Source organism: Pseudomonas sp. TE12508 (genome assembly GCF_056279485.1).
The window spans coordinates 157,091-172,587 of the sequence record NZ_JBWCCN010000009.1 but is presented as its reverse complement, the minus strand read 5'-3'; the positions used below and the strand labels follow the sequence as shown (position 1 = coordinate 172,587).

The 15,497-nt window shown below is 57.3% G+C and carries 17 protein-coding genes, 1 tRNA gene and 1 pseudogene; 9 read left to right on the top strand and 10 right to left on the bottom strand.

Annotated elements, in window-relative coordinates; all coding sequences use genetic code 11:
* Nucleotides 1-195: 195 nt before the first annotated feature.
* Nucleotides 196-1,821 carry an NADP-dependent glyceraldehyde-3-phosphate dehydrogenase gene (locus ACZ9IM_RS14750; RefSeq protein ID WP_427623152.1) on the top strand — a complete coding sequence of 542 codons (1,626 nt, stop codon included), beginning with the start codon at nt 196-198 and terminating at the stop codon, nt 1,819-1,821.
* A gap of 7 nt (nt 1,822-1,828) precedes the next feature.
* Here ACZ9IM_RS14750 and ACZ9IM_RS14745 read toward each other — a convergent pair whose 3' ends face one another.
* On the bottom strand, nt 1,829-2,722 hold the full coding sequence (locus ACZ9IM_RS14745) for a DMT family transporter (RefSeq protein WP_427623151.1): 894 nt from the start codon (nt 2,720-2,722) through the stop codon (nt 1,829-1,831).
* Nucleotides 2,723-2,857: 135 nt separating this feature from the next.
* On the opposite strand from ACZ9IM_RS14745, the gene ACZ9IM_RS14740 reads away from it, so the two are divergent.
* Genes ACZ9IM_RS14740 through ACZ9IM_RS14730 form a run of 3 tightly spaced genes read left to right on the top strand, consistent with a single transcriptional unit; the run spans nt 2,858 to nt 4,098 of the window.
* Nucleotides 2,858-3,295, top strand: a complete 438-nt coding sequence (locus tag ACZ9IM_RS14740; RefSeq protein ID WP_008006559.1) for an Lrp/AsnC family transcriptional regulator — start codon at nt 2,858-2,860, stop codon at nt 3,293-3,295.
* Nucleotides 3,296-3,352: 57 nt separating this feature from the next.
* On the top strand, nt 3,353-3,682 hold the full coding sequence (locus ACZ9IM_RS14735; protein WP_427623150.1) for a YceK/YidQ family lipoprotein: 330 nt from the start codon (nt 3,353-3,355) through the stop codon (nt 3,680-3,682).
* 11 nt (nt 3,683-3,693) lie between these two features.
* On the top strand, nt 3,694-4,098 hold the full coding sequence (locus ACZ9IM_RS14730; protein WP_427623149.1) for a VOC family protein: 405 nt from the start codon (nt 3,694-3,696) through the stop codon (nt 4,096-4,098).
* Between the two features lie 58 nt (nt 4,099-4,156).
* Here ACZ9IM_RS14730 and ACZ9IM_RS14725 read toward each other — a convergent pair whose 3' ends face one another.
* Nucleotides 4,157-4,828 carry a Bax inhibitor-1/YccA family protein gene (locus ACZ9IM_RS14725; protein WP_007898177.1) on the bottom strand — a complete coding sequence of 224 codons (672 nt, stop codon included), beginning with the start codon at nt 4,826-4,828 and terminating at the stop codon, nt 4,157-4,159.
* Nucleotides 4,829-4,952: 124 nt separating this feature from the next.
* Between ACZ9IM_RS14725 and ACZ9IM_RS14720 the strand changes: the two genes are divergently transcribed.
* The 4 genes and pseudogenes from ACZ9IM_RS14720 (at nt 4,953) to ACZ9IM_RS14705 (ending at nt 6,805) form a co-directional block, all read left to right on the top strand.
* A tRNA-Ser gene (locus tag ACZ9IM_RS14720) sits at nt 4,953-5,040 on the top strand.
* A 251-nt stretch (nt 5,041-5,291) separates the two neighbouring features.
* A pseudogene (locus ACZ9IM_RS14715) lies at nt 5,292-5,374 on the top strand (hypothetical protein); the annotation flags it as partial.
* A 140-nt stretch (nt 5,375-5,514) separates the two neighbouring features.
* On the top strand, nt 5,515-6,081 hold the full coding sequence (locus ACZ9IM_RS14710) for a hypothetical protein (protein ID WP_427623148.1): 567 nt from the start codon (nt 5,515-5,517) through the stop codon (nt 6,079-6,081).
* 49 nt (nt 6,082-6,130) lie between these two features.
* Nucleotides 6,131-6,805, top strand: a complete 675-nt coding sequence (locus ACZ9IM_RS14705) for a MarC family NAAT transporter (protein ID WP_427623147.1) — start codon at nt 6,131-6,133, stop codon at nt 6,803-6,805.
* A 40-nt stretch (nt 6,806-6,845) separates the two neighbouring features.
* Here the strand turns inward: ACZ9IM_RS14705 and ACZ9IM_RS14700 are convergent, their stop codons facing one another.
* The 5 genes from ACZ9IM_RS14700 to ACZ9IM_RS14680 all read right to left on the bottom strand — a co-directional run bounded on the left by ACZ9IM_RS14700 (nt 6,846) and on the right by ACZ9IM_RS14680 (nt 10,134).
* Nucleotides 6,846-7,922, bottom strand: a complete 1,077-nt coding sequence (locus ACZ9IM_RS14700) for a flavin-containing monooxygenase (protein ID WP_427623146.1) — start codon at nt 7,920-7,922, stop codon at nt 6,846-6,848.
* A gap of 38 nt (nt 7,923-7,960) precedes the next feature.
* Nucleotides 7,961-8,311 carry an ArsR/SmtB family transcription factor gene (locus ACZ9IM_RS14695; RefSeq protein WP_427623145.1) on the bottom strand — a complete coding sequence of 117 codons (351 nt, stop codon included), beginning with the start codon at nt 8,309-8,311 and terminating at the stop codon, nt 7,961-7,963.
* A gap of 59 nt (nt 8,312-8,370) precedes the next feature.
* The gene (locus ACZ9IM_RS14690) at nt 8,371-8,973 is read right to left on the bottom strand and encodes an eCIS core domain-containing protein (protein ID WP_427623144.1); all 603 of its coding nucleotides are present in this window, start codon (nt 8,971-8,973) and stop codon (nt 8,371-8,373) included.
* Nucleotides 8,974-9,127: 154 nt separating this feature from the next.
* Entirely contained in the window at nt 9,128-9,823 is a 696-nt protein-coding gene (locus ACZ9IM_RS14685) for a tRNA (adenine(22)-N(1))-methyltransferase (RefSeq protein ID WP_476224315.1), read from the bottom strand.
* Nucleotides 9,824-9,972: 149 nt separating this feature from the next.
* Nucleotides 9,973-10,134: a DUF2986 domain-containing protein gene (locus ACZ9IM_RS14680; RefSeq protein WP_123495063.1), complete on the bottom strand. Its 162-nt coding sequence runs from the start codon at nt 10,132-10,134 to the stop codon at nt 9,973-9,975.
* A 153-nt stretch (nt 10,135-10,287) separates the two neighbouring features.
* Between ACZ9IM_RS14680 and ACZ9IM_RS14675 the strand changes: the two genes are divergently transcribed.
* The gene (locus tag ACZ9IM_RS14675) at nt 10,288-10,974 is read left to right on the top strand and encodes a class I SAM-dependent methyltransferase (RefSeq protein WP_476224314.1); all 687 of its coding nucleotides are present in this window, start codon (nt 10,288-10,290) and stop codon (nt 10,972-10,974) included.
* 105 nt (nt 10,975-11,079) lie between these two features.
* Here ACZ9IM_RS14675 and ACZ9IM_RS14670 read toward each other — a convergent pair whose 3' ends face one another.
* From ACZ9IM_RS14670 to ACZ9IM_RS14660, 3 genes are all read right to left on the bottom strand, one after another.
* Nucleotides 11,080-12,399 (bottom strand): outer membrane protein transport protein, encoded by a 1,320-nt coding sequence (locus ACZ9IM_RS14670; RefSeq protein ID WP_476224313.1) that lies wholly within the window; start codon nt 12,397-12,399, stop codon nt 11,080-11,082.
* 162 nt (nt 12,400-12,561) lie between these two features.
* Entirely contained in the window at nt 12,562-14,463 is a 1,902-nt protein-coding gene (locus tag ACZ9IM_RS14665) for an acyl-CoA synthetase (RefSeq protein ID WP_476224312.1), read from the bottom strand.
* Nucleotides 14,463-15,419 (bottom strand): fumarylacetoacetate hydrolase family protein, encoded by a 957-nt coding sequence (locus ACZ9IM_RS14660; RefSeq protein ID WP_427623140.1) that lies wholly within the window; start codon nt 15,417-15,419, stop codon nt 14,463-14,465. The genes ACZ9IM_RS14665 and ACZ9IM_RS14660 overlap by 1 nt, the downstream gene beginning before the upstream one ends.
* Between the last annotated feature and the right edge of the window lie 78 nt (nt 15,420-15,497).

The window sequence follows — 15,497 nt, the reverse complement described above, 5'->3', positions numbered from 1 at the left end:
GAAAGAGCGTGAAGTTTAACCGGGGGATCGTTACTTGTGTGTTTTCAGGGCAAAAGATCGACCCGTAGCAGCTGCCGACAGATTCGCGATCCATAACGCCGAGCAAAAAAATCATAAGATGAGCCATGACAAGCGAGTCCGAGGTCTGCTAAAACGATTCATCAGTGCATCACCCAATCCAGACGGGGTAGCGATATGACCACAGCACAAATCCTTGGCAACCTGTTTCCCACTGCCGACAACGTCCCGGAAAAGTACCGCCTCAACGGCCCGACCGAGCAGCGCGAGTATCTGGTCGATGGCGAACTGAAAACCTGGTCCGGGCCCCTCGCTCAAGTCCGCAGCCCGGTGTACCTGAGCGGTGCGAATGGTGATGAACAGGTGATCCTCGGCAGCACGCCGCTGCTTGATGCCAATACTGCACTGACCGCGCTCGACGCCGCCGTCCGCGCCTACGACCGCGGCCAGGGCCTGTGGCCGACCATGCGCGTGGCCGAGCGCATCCAGCACGTCGAAACCTTCCTGGCTCGCATGCGCGAACAGCGCGAGGCGGTGGTCAAGTTGCTGATGTGGGAGATCGGTAAAAACCTCAAGGACTCGGAAAAAGAGTTCGACCGCACCTGCGATTACATCGTCGACACCATCAATGCCCTCAAGGAACTCGACCGCCGGTCCAGTCGCTTCGAACTGGAGCAGGACACTCTCGGCCAGATCCGCCGCGTGCCGTTGGGCGTGGCGTTGTGCATGGGGCCTTACAATTACCCGCTGAACGAAACCTTCACCACGCTGATTCCCGCGCTGATCATGGGCAACACCGTGGTGTTCAAGCCGGCCAAGCTTGGGGTGCTGTTGATTCGCCCGTTGCTGGAAGCCTTTCGCGACAGCTTCCCGGCCGGTGTCATCAACGTTATCTACGGCAGCGGCCGCGAGACGGTCAGCGCACTGATGGCCAGCGGCAAGATCGATATCTTTGCGTTCATCGGCACCAACAAGGCCGCCAGCGACCTGAAAAAACTCCACCCAAGGCCTCACCGCCTGCGCGCAGCGCTGGGCCTGGATGCGAAGAACCCCGGCATCGTTCTGCCTGAGGTCGATCTGGACAATGCCGTGAACGAAGCCGTCACCGGTTCCCTGTCGTTCAACGGCCAGCGCTGCACTGCGCTGAAAATCCTCTTCGTCCACGAAGACGTGGTCGAGGCGTTCATCGAGAAATTCAACGCCAAACTCGCCAGCCTCAAACCCGGCATGCCGTGGGACAGTGGCGTGGCCCTGACGCCATTGCCGGAATCAGGCAAGGTCGATTATCTGCACACTCTGGTGGCGGACGCGGTCAGCAAAGGCGCAGCCGTGGTCAACCCCAATGGCGGTGAGTCCCGCGCATCGTTCTTCTACCCGGCCGTGTTGTACCCGGTGACACCGCAGATGCGCGTCTACCAGGAAGAACAGTTCGGCCCGGTCGTGCCGATCGTGCCTTACCGTCATCTGGACACCGTGATCGATTACGTCCTGGAGTCCGACTTCGGCCAGCAACTGAGCATCTTCGGCACCAACCCGGTGGCGGTCGGCAGGCTGGTGGACACCTTCGCCAACCAGGTCGGCCGGATCAACCTCAACGCCCAGTGCCAGCGCGGTCCGGACACCTATCCGTTCAACGGTCGCAAGAACTCCGCCGAGGGCACGCTGTCGGTGCACGATGCGCTGCGGGTGTTTTCGATTCGGACCCTGGTGGCGACCAAGTTCCAGGAGAGCAGCAAAGAGCTTCTCAGCGAGATCATCAGCGGACGCAACTCGAGTTTCCTGACCACTGACTACATTTTCTGAGGCCTGTTCACTGCGCCGCCACCCGCCGAAGCTTCAGGCTCCAACCCTGTTGCATCCCGGCGGCGGCCAACAGAATCGCGGCAACACCGATCCATTGCAGCGGCTCCAGGCGATGGCCGAAGGCGAACCAGTCAACGAAAATCGCCGCAATCGGATAGATGAACGACAACGCGCCGGTCAGCGCTGTCGGCAGTTTTTGAATCGCGCCGTAAAGCAGCACATACATCAAACCGGTATGCACGATGCCCAGGGTCACCAGACTGGCCCAGGCATCGGGCGTTTGCGGTATCGCCGAGAAGTGCGCAAAGGGCGCGAGCAATAGCATGCCGGTGCACACCTGGATCAATGCGATCAGATGCGGTGGTGTGCCGGTCAGGCGTTTGATGATCAACGCGGCAATCGCGTACAGAAAGGCAGCCCCTAGCGCCAGACCAATCCCCATCAGGTAATCGTTGCCACCCTCACCCTGCTCACCATGTGCGCTGACAATCGCCAGCATGCCTAGAAACGAAATGCCCAGCCAGAACAACTTCTGCAGGGTGATCTTCTCCCCCAGGAACAACGCCGCCAGCCCCACCAGCATGAATGGCTGTACGTTATAAACCGCCGTGCCAATGGCAATCGAGGCGCGAGAGTAAGACGCGAACAACAGCACCCAGTTGCCGACAATCGCCACACCACTCAGTACGGCCAGCAAAAAAGTGGTGGACGTCAAAATGCCAGGACGCAGAAAGCCGAACGCCGCGCAGATCAGCAATAAGGTGGCGGCACCGAACACGCAGCGCCAGAACACCACGTCCAGTACCGGTTGCCCGGACACCAGCACGAACCAACCGATGGTCCCGGAAATCAGCATGGCGGCGGTCATTTCGAATGAGCCACGACGTAATGTTTTGTCCATCATCCACCTCCTGTATTTGAGCCCAAAGTATGCCAATCCATTTGGGGGCTTCTCCAGCGCAAAAAGCAGGCTAAACTCGGCTTCTGCCTTTTTTATCAAGGCTTATTCAACCGATTGCCTAACAGGGGATTCGCCATGACCGACGACATCGACCAAGTGCTGATTAGCGCGTTGATGGAAGATTCACGCCGCTCGCTCAAGGCCCTGGCACAGATCAGCGGCCTGTCCTCGCCCAGTGTCGCCGAGCGCCTGCGCCGCCTCGAAGAACGTGGCGTGCTCAAGGGCTACACCGTCGAGATCGACCCCAAATGCTTTGGCTACCAACTCCAGGCCATCGTCCGCATTCGCCCATTGCCGGGCCAGTTACAGGAAGTGGAGCGACAGATTCAGGCCATCCCCGAATTCACCGAGTGCGACAAAGTCACTGGCGATGACTGCTTTATCGCCCGCCTGCATGTGCGCTCGATGGAACAACTGGACACCCTCCTCGATCGCCTCAACAGCCACGCCGAAACCAACACCGCCATCGTCAAGAAGACCCCGGTCAAGCGCCGGCTGCCACCGATGGCTTGAGTGCTGTTTTGTTCGTAAAAGGGTAGATTGGGGTTTTTCCGGCGAAGGATTGGCGGTATGAAAACTCAAGTCATGTTACTGGCGGTAATGATACTCACTGGTTGCGGCACGTTTCAGACCGTGGTGCGCAGTGACGAGGCAGCGGCGAAGAGTCTCAAGGAACGGAAAACCTACTGCGGTGCGGTTCCACGGATCTATAGCGGCGTGACGTATGATTTTTGCAGTCTGCATGCGCCTCCAGGCCCGGGCATTGATGAGTACAAATACAACAACGGCACGCCCTTTGTACTGATCGACGTAGTGATTTCCGGCGTTCTCGACACCATGCTGCTGCCCTACACCATTTATCGGCAACAGGCTGATGGCAGCATCATTGTGGCCGAATAAGGAGCAGGTGAATGTTGTCTCACGTTTTTATCGGCATCACCGATTTCGATCGTGCATTAGCGTTCTACCAACCGATCATGGATGCACTGCAGCTGCAGATGAAATTTTGCGATCCCGGCAAACCCTGGGCTGCATGGATGAGCAAGAATGCACCGCGTCCGCTGTTCGTCATTGGTACTGCGTTCGACGAACAGCCGGCCACACCAGGGAATGGGCAGATGATCGCCCTGCTTGCGCCGAGCCACGAGATCGTCAACCGCTGTCACGCACTGGCCATGGCTCATGGTGGATCCTGCGAAGGGCCGCCGGGTCTGCGTCCGCACTACCATCCCGATTACTTCGGCGCCTATATGCGCGACCCCGACGGCAACAAACTCTGCGTGTGTTGCCACGAACCTGATCAAAACCAACGCTGAGCCAAATCACAGACAATAAAAAACCCGCCGAAGCGGGTTTTTTACTCAAGGCTGGCGATCAATCATCGCGGCTCATGATGCCGAACAGTTGCAGCAAGCTGACGAACAGGTTGTAGATCGATACATACAGGCTGATGGTCGCCATGATGTAGTTGCGCTCGCCACCGTGAATGATGGCACTGGTCTGGAACAGAATGCACACCGAGGAGAACAGCACGAAACCTGCGCTGATCGCCAGTTGCAGACCGCTGATCTGGAAGAACAAGCTCGCCAGAGTCGCGCCCAGCAGCACAAAGAAACCGGCGGTGATGAAACCACCGAGGAAACTCATGTCCTTACGGGTGATCAGCACATAAGCCGACAGGCCGCCAAACACCAGCGCGGTCATCGCGAAGGCCGAGCTGACGACTTCCGCGCCGCCCTGCATACCCAGGTAACGGTTGAGAATCGGGCCGAGCAGGAAACCCATGAAACCGGTCAGCGCGAACGCAGAAACCAGGCCCCATGCCGAATCACGGAGTTTGTTGGTGAGAAAGAAAAGGCCGTAGAAGCCGATCAGCACCACGAAGATATTCGGGTAGCCGACACGCATCTGCTGCGCGACAAACGCCATCACGCCGCTGAATGCGAGGGTGAGGGCGAGTAAGCCGTAAGTGTTGCGCAGGACGCGGCTAACCTCTAGCTGCTCAGCCTGCACGCTGTTATTAACTGCGTAATCCTGTTCGCGCATGGCGACACTCCTGTTGGGTTTGAAACGTTCAGTCGCAAAGATCATAACAGACGCTCTGTAACAAGCCATGCAGAGAGTTTGACAGTGTGTTTCATTCAGGTATTATGGCGCCCGCAACGCAAACGGAGGTGTGGCCGAGTGGTTTAAGGCAACGGTCTTGAAAACCGTCGACTGTAACAGGTCCATGAGTTCGAATCCCATCGCCTCCGCCATATTTGTACCGACAAAGCCCTGATTATTCAGGGCTTTGTCGTTTCTGGGGTTCCCGATTTCTGTTGCACCATTTCTGTATCGCTTCCGTATCTTTTCCGTCCTTTCCGCATCCCTACCCTACGACGCCACGTCTCCGACCACAGATGCGAGGTAGATACGCTCATGTGATCAGTGCAAAGCCTTCGCCGAGAAGACTGAATTATGCGTATCGGCGTTGCGCCCTGCTCCGCCGGGGGTGACAACCAGCGCCAACATTCGGATCGCCATCAAACAGATCGCCAAGGTCCATCCGGCAACCAACTGGTGATCGCCCACGGCAATGGTCCGCAGGTCCAAGCAGACTGCGATTTTGCCCGCCATACTGGAAAAACCGCGGTGATCGGTCCACTCTCGGATATCGAAGCGATTGTCCAGAGCAAGGCTCTAGCGATCCCTGGATTCGTTCTGTCAACCATCTATGGAAAAGCAGACCCATGAAACCAATCCGCGCCGTTGCCCTCGCCTCACTCCTCTTAACCGCCTGCCTGACGGCCCATGCCGCCGATATACCGTTGGGCAGCAGTGCCATGGAAGGTCACATCGTTTCACGCGTACTGGCCGTTGACCCCGCCAACTACCAGGTCACCATCGAAGATCGCGACAAGAATCCAGTGCCCATCCAGCTCACCGACCAGGCCAAAAACCTGCACAATTTGAAAGTCGGCGACACGGTCGATATTCATGTGATTCGCTCGGTCGCTTATAAGCTTGATACCGATGTTGGCGGTGCATCGGGCGTCACTAATGAATCCATGTCCATCCGCGCCACCAAGGACAATCCCAATCCCGGAGGTGAAGCGGTTCGCCAGGTCAAGGTCACGTCCAAGATCACTCGCATTGACTTGAAACAGCATGAGGTGACCTTGCTTCCGCCGGAGGGAAAAGCGACGGTCCTGAAAGTCGAAGACCCGGAGCTTCAGGAAAGGATGAAAAAACTCCAAGTGGGTCAGACGGTCGATGCCATTTATACCGAAGTCCTGAAGGTCAAAACTTCACGCTAACGACGTTCGCCGACAAACGTGGCCTCGAACAACAGGACTTGAGTTCGACATGACAGATCTGTTCAATGCAATCGGACTTGGGTTACTGGCGCTGCTGCCGTTGACTAACCCTCCCACCACAGTTGCGCTGTTTCTCGCCTTGAGTAAGGGGCTGAGCCACAAGGAAAAAAAGTCACAGGCTTTTCTGACGTCATTCTATGTCTTTCTGATCATGACGTTCACTTACTATGTAGGCGCGTTTGTTATGGATGCATTTAGCATCTCCATACCGGGCTTGCGTATGGCCGGTGGCGGAATTCTCATCATCATGGGCTTGAAGATGCTGTTTCCGCCGCCTCTTCAACACTCTGCTTCCAGCAATGGCGCAACCGAACAACCGAACTTTGCCTTCATCCCGCTGGCCATGCCCAGTACGGCCGGACCTGGCACCATTGCGATGATCATAAGCTCCGCCGCCACTATCAAACACAGTACGTTATTTCCTGCCTGGGTCTTATTAACAGCCCCTCCGTTAATCTTCCTGTTTACCGCTCTTATCCTTTGGGTATGCCTGCTTGGCTCAGGAATAATCATGAGAATAATGGGACAGTCAGGCATTGATGCCATATCACGGCTGATGGGTTTCCTTCTGGTATGCATGGGCGCGCAATTCGCCATTAATGGCTCGGTGGAAATAGTCCAAACCATCATCGACAGTAATGCTCACCTGCTCCGCCCTCAGTAATTTCGAAGAGCGGGGCCTTGCTCTACAAAACGTTTGAAAGTCAGCGGTACCAAGAATCCATCGACGATGCATCGTGAATGAAACGCATCAAGCTGGGAATGATGTGAGAAGCATCTGGCCCAACGCCTCTGAGGGTGGCCGAAGCAAAGTTGCGCTGTTTCGGCAATCCCACAAAATACAAACCCGGTACGTGCTCCGCCTGCCCATTGCGCTGAGCAAGGTTTCCGTTGGCCTCCCTGTGCAGACCTGCCAAAAAACCAAGGTTTGGACGAAATCCGGTCGCGAAAATCAAACTGTCCACTTCAGCATGTTGGCCATCGGCCCAGAGCACGCCCGTTGACGTTACCTGCGTGAACATCGGCCTGCGCTCAAAAAGACCCTGCTTCATGGCTCGACGATAGGCGCCATCATCCAGTACAGGAGTACTTTGATCATTCAGCCAACGAGTCTTCTCTATCCCTGTCCACTTGAGCCAAGCATGAAAATCCACACCGAGGATCTTTTGCGGAAATAACCGGATCGACTCCCTTGTCGCCAATACGACGCTGCTGACTTGAGCCAACTCATGGGCAATTTGTACCGCTGAGTTGGCCGCTCCTATGACCACTACTCGTTGATCACTGAAGCCGTCGACATTTCGGTAATCAGCACTGTGTAAACGTTGCCCGCGAAAACTTTCCAGCCCCTGAATGTTGGGGATGAACGGCTGATTGAATCCTCCGGTGCAAACGATCAATGCTTTGGAGCAGAAACACTGACCATCCGATGCCTGAAGCAAAAATAGTCCGTGCTTCCTGCGCACTTTCTGGACTCGTATGTTCTGCCGAATGGGTAGCTGGAAAGCGTCCGCGTACTGCTCCAAATAACGTACGACTTCATCGCGTAGCGGATAATGCCTGGCGTCAGCTGGAAAGGGCATCCCAGGTAACGATGAGTAAGCAGCAGGGGAAAAAAGTCTCAGGCTGTCGTAGTAGTTGCGCCAGTTTCCACCTGGCTGGCTCTCGGCATCCAGAATGAGAAACCTGAGGTTCTGCTGCCGCAGATGCCAACCACACGCGAGCCCGGCTTGGCCCGCACCGATAACGATGACGTCCATGGGCCCAGTTTTTACATTCATGTATGCGCACTCATGCATATATACAGATAATAAAAAAACTACGCTGGCGCACCAGGGCAGCAGAACGGGGCCAGACTCTTCATGTGTTGGAGAATGCCTTCGAGCCGTGTCACCACCGCCGCTCCATCCACCTCGTAAAACATCTGCCGGCTGACCTTGGTAGCACGGACGATGCCCGCCTCGGAGAGCACTTGCAGATGGCGAGATACCACAGAACGCTCTTGAGGCAACCCCTCGGCAATCTCGGCGATATCCGCACGCCCCAATTGCATGACTCGCTTGAGTACAGCTACCCGCGACGGCTCGCACAGAGCTTTGAAGAAAGCTCCATCGAGAGAGTCGATTGCGGCATCAATTGCCCGGGAACGTATGGAAATTCGGTTCGTCATGCGGATGACTATATGTGCATATTCATGCACACGTCAATTCGCCGAATAAGTGTGCATCGCTATTTTTCAATAAGCCCTTCGCGCAACGACCGCCTGACCTCAGCCTGTATGGCATAAGCCGGCGCCTCTACAGCATTGAAATCCTGTGTATAGCGCTGGGCAAATCCTTCTACCCCCCACTCCTGATACTGCTGCACATGCTTTAACTCGTGAGCCCAGAGCGCGATGTTCTGTTCTGCGGTTTGAGCGTCCCGGAAGAGGATGATGTCGATCAGCGTCACGGCTCCGACATCGGGGTTTTGCAGCATGGCAGTCGCGGCGTTGAATTGGCCGTTGTCGCTAACTTTGTAGTGCGCGGCATCGAGGACGCTGGGGTCGTACCAGCGCAGCAGTTGCTCGCGGATGTGCGCAGGAATGGGTTGGATGCCGGCGCTGGCTGCATCAGCGCGGGCTTGGGTCAGCCATAGCGCCAGGGCAGGTGCCGCGATCTGGTGGACGTCATCAGGCAGGGAGCCGAGCATCGGCTCCAGGTCTGGCAGGCAGATGCAGCCGTTCAGGCACACTTCTTTTTCGCCAGCTGGGCAAGCGTTGGTCTGGGCTGGCACTTCAAACGTCAGGCAAAGCACAAACAGCGTCACCAGGCGCGCGGTGATGGGTGGCATTGGGCGCTCCAGGGACGGACGCAGCGCGAACAGGTCACAATTGATCGAGGATCAGCATAGCTTTAGCGTAGTCCCGAACCAGGCGCTCCCAAGATAATTGCAGGGATGACCAATCCCTCGCTCGGTGACTTTTCGTACAGCCGCTGGAGCGTGTTCAAGCCAGCAGCTCGGTGATCCACCGGGCTTGCCGGGCGATGTCTTGCACCTTTTCCTCGGGCACGACCTGCCGAGCCCGGGCGAAGCTGGTCAGCGTCTGTTGCTTGTGGCGCAGAATGCGCTGCCACTTGATCAGGAACGCCGGGCTGCGTGCCTGCATCTGCAGTGGGCCGAAGTACAGCTCCTCGGCGGTATACAGCACCGGCCCGACGCGCTCGGCGACGATGATCTCGTAGTAGAAGCGGTTTTCCCGCAGCACTTCCTCGCAGAGGATACGGTAGCCATTCTCCATCAGCCATTGGCGCAATGGCTGCTCGCCACCGTTGGGCTGCAGGATCAGTCGCTCACGGCCGCTCAGGCGCGCCTTGCCGTTGTCGAGGATGTCGCGGATCGTCTCGCCGCCCATGCCACAGATGCTGATCGCCGTGATCCCGTCTTCTGGCTCGATCGCCGCCAGGCCATTGGCCAGGCGCACGGTGATCCACTGGTCCAGGCCGTTCTCGCGCACAGTGCGTTCGGCCGAGCGCAACGGCGTCAATGCCACCTCGCCAGCCACCGCCGCCGCGATGGCGCCACGGCGCATCAACGCCACCGGCAGATAGCCGTGATCCGAGCCGATATCGGCCAGGCGCGCATCTGCTGGTACATGCGCCGCGACGCGTTCCAGGCGCCTGGACAATGTGTGTTCGTTCAACAGCAGCCCCTTTTCACCACGAACGTCCGAAACCTTTGGCCGGATCGGGGCGCGATTCTGTCGAGTCACGCCATGCATTTCAAATTTATGCGACCAAGGCCATCTCGCCCCGACCTACCGCACACGTATCGACCCAAAAAATACCTGGATCAGCTCTCAGGGGAAATGATCGAGTCCAGACTGGGTTCAGCAGCCAGTTTCAATCGGTCAGCTTTACTAATGTATTTAGACTTACTGGCCGGTGCCAATTTGGCGCTGGCCTTTTTTGCGTGAGCCTTTAATAACTGCTTTATTTTTTTACGACGGTTCATATTTCCTACTCGGCGTGTAAGTCCTTGAATGATGGCAGAGGTTCGGGTAACGGGACAATGGTTGATGGCTTCCAAGTGGTTCGCGACAACGCTTCTGCGACCTGCCAGCACTTGTCCTATCCTTCCATCTAACCCATGACTCCGGACATCGAAATGCCCGCCCCCGAATCCACCCTCCTCCAGAGCTGGCACCACAACGCCCAATCCTGGATCGAGGCCATCCGTACCGGCACCATCGAAAGCCGCCTGAAAGTCACCGACCAGGCCATCCTGCTGGCGGTACTAGGCCGCCAACCCGAGCGTGTGCTCGACCTGGGCTGCGGCGAGGGCTGGCTGTTGCGGGCGCTGGCTGAACGGGCCATCACGGCGGTCGGTGTGGATGGCGATGCAGCGCTGGTTGAGGCGGCGCGGGCGGCGGGCTCTTCGCGGGTGCATTTGGCGAGCTATGAAGAGTTGGTGGAGGCGAAGGTAGACATTGGCAGCAACTACAACCTGATCTGCGCCAACTTTGCCCTGTTACACCAGGACATCATTCCCCTGCTCGCGGCCATGAACGCCCTGCTCGTCCCTGGTGGCACGCTGGTGATCCAGACTCTGCATCCGTGGACCGCGGCGGCGGGCGACTATCAAGATGGTTGGCGGGAGGAGACCTTCGCTGGGTTCAAGGGGCAGTGGCAACCCATGCCGTGGTACTTCCGAACGCTGTCCAGTTGGCTCAATGCTCTGGACATGGCCGGTTTTCGGCTGGCCGGCTTGCAGGAACCGCAGCACCCGCAAAGCCCTGTGCCGCAGTCATTGCTGCTGGTGGCTGAGCAAAACCCACCACTGCCGCAAAAGTAGTCGCGGCAATGGGTGCTGACTGACAGGCAGAACTGCATCACGCCCCGTCGGGATAGTTGCTTTTCGATTAAAGGTGCAAGACTTGCAAAAATGGAGTCGTGTCGATTAGTACCGATAGGTTGCCTGCACCGAAATTCCATTCGCACTATTTTTGTAGTTGGCACTGTATTCCGGCTGAAGTCCGGAGTTGTTCGAATGCTGTACTGAGGCTTTTGAATCCCAGAGATAGCCATACGCAAAGTCTAACGTCAGATCGGCGGTCGGCGAATAAGCGCCGCCCAAGGTCACGGCCTGGCGATTCCCGACCGGAACGCGCACGCTGCGGTCGGCATTTCCAACGGGCGTCTGATCATAGGCATAGCCCGCACGAATCAGCCATTGCGGGTTCAATTGATAGGATGCGCCAACCGCGGTGGACCAAGTGTCGTGCCAGTTCATCTCTTCAGCCACACGCCCCAGGCCAGCAGCCTGGCCCATGGCGGAAACACCGCTATTGATTGCTTCGATCTTCTGAATCCGGCTCCAGCGTGTCCAGGTGGTCCCCAGATATCCGGTCCAGCGACTATTGAATCGATGGGTAATGGACGTATCCACTGATTCGGGCATCGTAAGATCTATCTTGGTGTCATACTTTCCGTCCAGCGGGATAACGCTCGGGGAGCCGGAAACCTCAGTTTGCCCTTTGAGCTGATAGTTCACCTTCGAGTGATAGGTAATCCCCCAACGGGTTGCCTCGTTAAAGTCGACCAAGAGTCCGACGTTGTAGCCAATCGCCGTGTCATCGCCTTTGATGGTAACCAGTGTGTCCTGGCCGTTGTTCAGGGCGCCGGTTGCCATGTAATTCTGAAGCTTTGCATTGAAACGGTTCAGGGTCGGTCCACCCCCAATAGACACGTAATCATTGATTCGATAGGCAATGGTAGGCTGCAGCGTTATCTCCTTGGTCGTGCTGTAGGAGCCATGGTAGCGACCCTGAAAAGAGCCCTCGTAATCATTGATCAGACCACTCGGGGCATAGAGGCCCAGCCCCACCGAAAGACGCTCATCAAGCGGTGTCGACATATAGGCGAAAGGAACGGCCCCCAAAGGTACCGAGTCCCCCTCATTCGTGCCTGGGGCACTGCTCTGCGCATCACTGATATCGTCGCTCACCGAAACGATCGCGGCGCCGCCGGAAATCTCACTGCGCTTCAACTTGGTCAGGCCAGCAGGATTTCCATAGAGGGTGCTGGCGTCCAGCGCGGAAGACGACCTTCCTGCATAAGCAGTTCCCGCACTGCTTGCACTTTGTTCGTTTAGAGCAATGCCATTGGCACCTGCAATAGAAGAGGCGCTGAGCAGGGCCATGGCACTGGTGACCTTAATCCAGACAGCATACTTTCGCTGAGCAGAGAGACACGGGATCACACGGCTATTCAGTTTCATTGTCCACCTCTTGTTTATTGTTTTTATTGATTGCACGCAGGCAAGGCTTCGCCTTCCTGTGCACTTTTCAGTGCCGGTTGGAATTGATCGAAGTTGTGTAAAAGGCCCTGACTGAACAACACCAGGGCACGACTGCCGCGATTACAGATGCGAATCAGAGACTCAATTAAGCCACTCGGTTTGAAAGCTATAACGCCCCAAAAGCGGAGCCAGGACTTCTTGGGCAGTTCCGGCCCGGATGCAGGCGACATGCCCACGGCGATTGTCCTGCACGACCTCAACAGCAATATTCGAAAGCCCCAGGCGTTCCACTTCTTCCTGGACTACTTTGGCAATCTCCCGCTGTAGCAAAGCGGGCTTGAATATCTTGCCCACGGCAGTCAGTGGCAACGCCTCGAGAATTTCAATGCGCTTGGGGACTGCTGCCCGCTCGCTGATATTGAGATGAGCGAATGCCTCAAGCTCTTCGGCATTGCAAACTTGACCGGGGCGCAGTTGAACGTAGGCGACTGGCACCTCGCCCGAGTAGGCATTGGGGCTACCGATTGCAGCGGCCAAGGCGACGGCGGGATGCGCCTGCAGAGCCTCCTCGATTTGCTTGGGATCGATGTTGTGGCCGCCGCGAATGATCAACTCCTTCTTGCGTCCGGTCAGCCAGAAGTACCCCTGTGCATCCTCACGACCCAAATCGCCGGTATTCAGCCAGCGCTGACCGTCGATATCGATCCAAAGGCCCTGGTTATGACGCGCCTCCAGGTAGCCATCGAAGACATTCGGGCCACTGATCGTGATGAGGCCGATCTCATCCACGTTGGCGTCGCGCAGATACTCTCCAGAATCATCGAGCACGACCGCGCGCATATTCTGGTAGGCGATCCGTATCCCGATGGAGCCGATACGGCGCTCGCCATGGGGCGGATTGATTGAGGAAACGCAGGTGCCCTCCGTCAGACCGTAACCTTCAAGGATCTTTAGCCCGGTCCGGCGCTCGAACTCCCGGAAAAGCTCAGCCGGCATGGGTGCGGCGCCACACATTGCATAGCGAAGACTGGACAGGTCGCAGCCCTGCCATTCATTTTGCAGAAGTGCGGCATAGACAGTTGGCACGCCGGAAAAGAGGTTGATACCGAAGTGCTCGACCATCTCCCAGAATCGCGGGATCACCCCCTCGCCACGATAGCCATGAGGCGTGCCGAGGATCACATGGTCGCCCTGAGTCCAAGGCACCAGCCCCGTCACCAGTTGTCCATTGACATGAAACAGCGGCAGGCCACAAAAGATGACCTGGCCACCACTGCGTGGCTGCAAATGAGCGGCTACGGCCCATGCATTGAACACTTCAGAGCCATGGCTACGCGCGGCGATCTTGGGGAGCCCGGTGGTGCCGCCCGTACAGATGTAGGAGGAGCACTCATCCTGGCGGATTTGCCGACCGCTCTTCAGGTGTGTGTGCGGCTGAGTACTCATCAGCGATTGCCAATCGTGGATCGCAATATCTCGGTGTAAGTCTCGTTCCTTCAGCGCCGCTGCTTTCAGGGCCCCACGCACGGGTTCGGCGACATAGGGCTCCATGCTGACCCACACGACAGACCTGACCGAGGGTAACTGATCCAGTTGCGAAGCCAGTTTGGGCCACAGATCGCTGCCCGCCGTCGGCGCGAGCGTCACCACCACGGATGCCTTCGCAGCATCCAGCAAGCCAGCTATCTGCTTGGCCTCGAGCAGAGGATTAATCGCCATGACGATGCCTGCCGCCTCCCCGCCCCATATCGTGAAATGGGTTTCCGGCAGATTGGGCAAGATAAAGGCAAGCACCTCGCCCGGCTTTATACCCAGGTCATCGAAGGCATTCGCCGCGCGGGTGATATCGGCGAAGAGCTGGGAGTAGTTCCATTTGTAGGTGCGCTTGAAATCGGCGGCATCGGCGAAGAAGCTAAGCGCCGGTGCCTGGGGGGAGCACCGGGCTGCCTGTCGCAGCGCTTCATAAGTGCTGGATGCCAGGCCACGTTCCGACAGGGGGACTTGTTCGAGGCTTTCGATGTCACTCAGCGTCTGCACAACCATCAGGCTTCCTCCACGACTCGGTTGCGTTGCACGCCGAGGTCGATCACACCATCGGCGCTGCGAATGCGCGCCTCAACCACGTCACCTGGCTTGAGATATTGCGTCCGACCTTCCTGCGCCTTGAGGAAAAGCTTCCATTTGGTGGCTTCTGGCATCAGGGCTGCAATACGCTGTTTGCCAGGCGAAGGTACCGTGAGCGCACAGCCAGCAGGCGTACCGGTGGCGATCAGGTCTCCAGCGGCGAGATCCTGCAAGGCAGAGAGTTCAGTCAGGGTTTCAGCGGGGCCGTAAACCAGGTTGGCCGTGCTGTCGTTCTGTCGCACCTGGTCGTTGACCGTCAGGCGCAGTTGCAGCTCTTTCAGGTAACGAATGTTCGTGGCATCCAGAAGGCAGAGGTACGGGCCGACCGGACCGAAAGTACGAAAGCTCTTGCCCTTATAGAACTGCATCTGAGGAATCTGAATGTCACGAGCCGAGTAGTCGTTGACGATGACAACGCCTGCGATGAACTCATGCAGATTGGCGTCGGTGACAGCAACAGCGCCGTTGATCGAGCGTTTCATCACCAGCCCCAGTTCGATCTCGTAGTCGAGGAAGCGCACGGTGCGCGGCTTGATCAGGTCGCTGTCAGCCGCCACCAGGCAACTCGTCGCCTTGGTGAAGATCATGTTGAATTTCTTCGCATCCGGGTCCATGCCCGACTCGATCATGTGCTGACGGTAATTGGCGCCCTGGCAGACGAACTGCTGGTTACGGGTCACCGGCGACAGCAGTTTCACTTCGCCCTCCGCAAGCTCCGTACCTTTCAATTGAGCGAGGTCGCCGATACTGTTCTGGCTAATGAAATCACCGGTGGTTTCAAAAGCACCGGGCACCACCGTGATACGGCCCTGGCGCAGCACGCCCCAGTGGATACCGTTCTGAAATTCGAAGCGGACTACGTGTACAGCAGACATTGAAGGTACTCCTGGAGCGGCGTTTGTCCCGCGCTCGGCGGCGCGAGAACTGTGGTGTTGTTCTGAGAGGGGGCTGGC

What these genes read in the sequence shown, in the direction of transcription:
- ACZ9IM_RS14725 (WP_007898177.1), bottom strand. Translation starts at nt 4,828, where the DNA reads ATGCGCGAACAGGATTACGCAGTTAATAACAGCGTGCAGGCTGAGCAG.
- ACZ9IM_RS14665 (WP_476224312.1), bottom strand. Translation starts at nt 14,463, where the DNA reads ATGGTTGTGCAGACGCTGAGTGACATCGAAAGCCTCGAACAAGTCCCC.
- ACZ9IM_RS14740 (WP_008006559.1), top strand. Translation starts at nt 2,858, where the DNA reads ATGACCGACGACATCGACCAAGTGCTGATTAGCGCGTTGATGGAAGAT.
- ACZ9IM_RS14660 (WP_427623140.1), bottom strand. Translation starts at nt 15,419, where the DNA reads ATGTCTGCTGTACACGTAGTCCGCTTCGAATTTCAGAACGGTATCCAC.
- ACZ9IM_RS14675 (WP_476224314.1), top strand. Translation starts at nt 10,288, where the DNA reads ATGCCCGCCCCCGAATCCACCCTCCTCCAGAGCTGGCACCACAACGCC.
- ACZ9IM_RS14705 (WP_427623147.1), top strand. Translation starts at nt 6,131, where the DNA reads ATGACAGATCTGTTCAATGCAATCGGACTTGGGTTACTGGCGCTGCTG.
- ACZ9IM_RS14710 (WP_427623148.1), top strand. Translation starts at nt 5,515, where the DNA reads ATGAAACCAATCCGCGCCGTTGCCCTCGCCTCACTCCTCTTAACCGCC.
- ACZ9IM_RS14695 (WP_427623145.1), bottom strand. Translation starts at nt 8,311, where the DNA reads ATGACGAACCGAATTTCCATACGTTCCCGGGCAATTGATGCCGCAATC.
- ACZ9IM_RS14745 (WP_427623151.1), bottom strand. Translation starts at nt 2,722, where the DNA reads ATGGACAAAACATTACGTCGTGGCTCATTCGAAATGACCGCCGCCATG.
- ACZ9IM_RS14735 (WP_427623150.1), top strand. Translation starts at nt 3,353, where the DNA reads ATGAAAACTCAAGTCATGTTACTGGCGGTAATGATACTCACTGGTTGC.
- ACZ9IM_RS14680 (WP_123495063.1), bottom strand. Translation starts at nt 10,134, where the DNA reads ATGAACCGTCGTAAAAAAATAAAGCAGTTATTAAAGGCTCACGCAAAA.
- ACZ9IM_RS14670 (WP_476224313.1), bottom strand. Translation starts at nt 12,399, where the DNA reads ATGAAACTGAATAGCCGTGTGATCCCGTGTCTCTCTGCTCAGCGAAAG.
- ACZ9IM_RS14750 (WP_427623152.1), top strand. Translation starts at nt 196, where the DNA reads ATGACCACAGCACAAATCCTTGGCAACCTGTTTCCCACTGCCGACAAC.
- ACZ9IM_RS14730 (WP_427623149.1), top strand. Translation starts at nt 3,694, where the DNA reads ATGTTGTCTCACGTTTTTATCGGCATCACCGATTTCGATCGTGCATTA.
- ACZ9IM_RS14690 (WP_427623144.1), bottom strand. Translation starts at nt 8,973, where the DNA reads ATGCCACCCATCACCGCGCGCCTGGTGACGCTGTTTGTGCTTTGCCTG.
- ACZ9IM_RS14700 (WP_427623146.1), bottom strand. Translation starts at nt 7,922, where the DNA reads ATGAATGTAAAAACTGGGCCCATGGACGTCATCGTTATCGGTGCGGGC.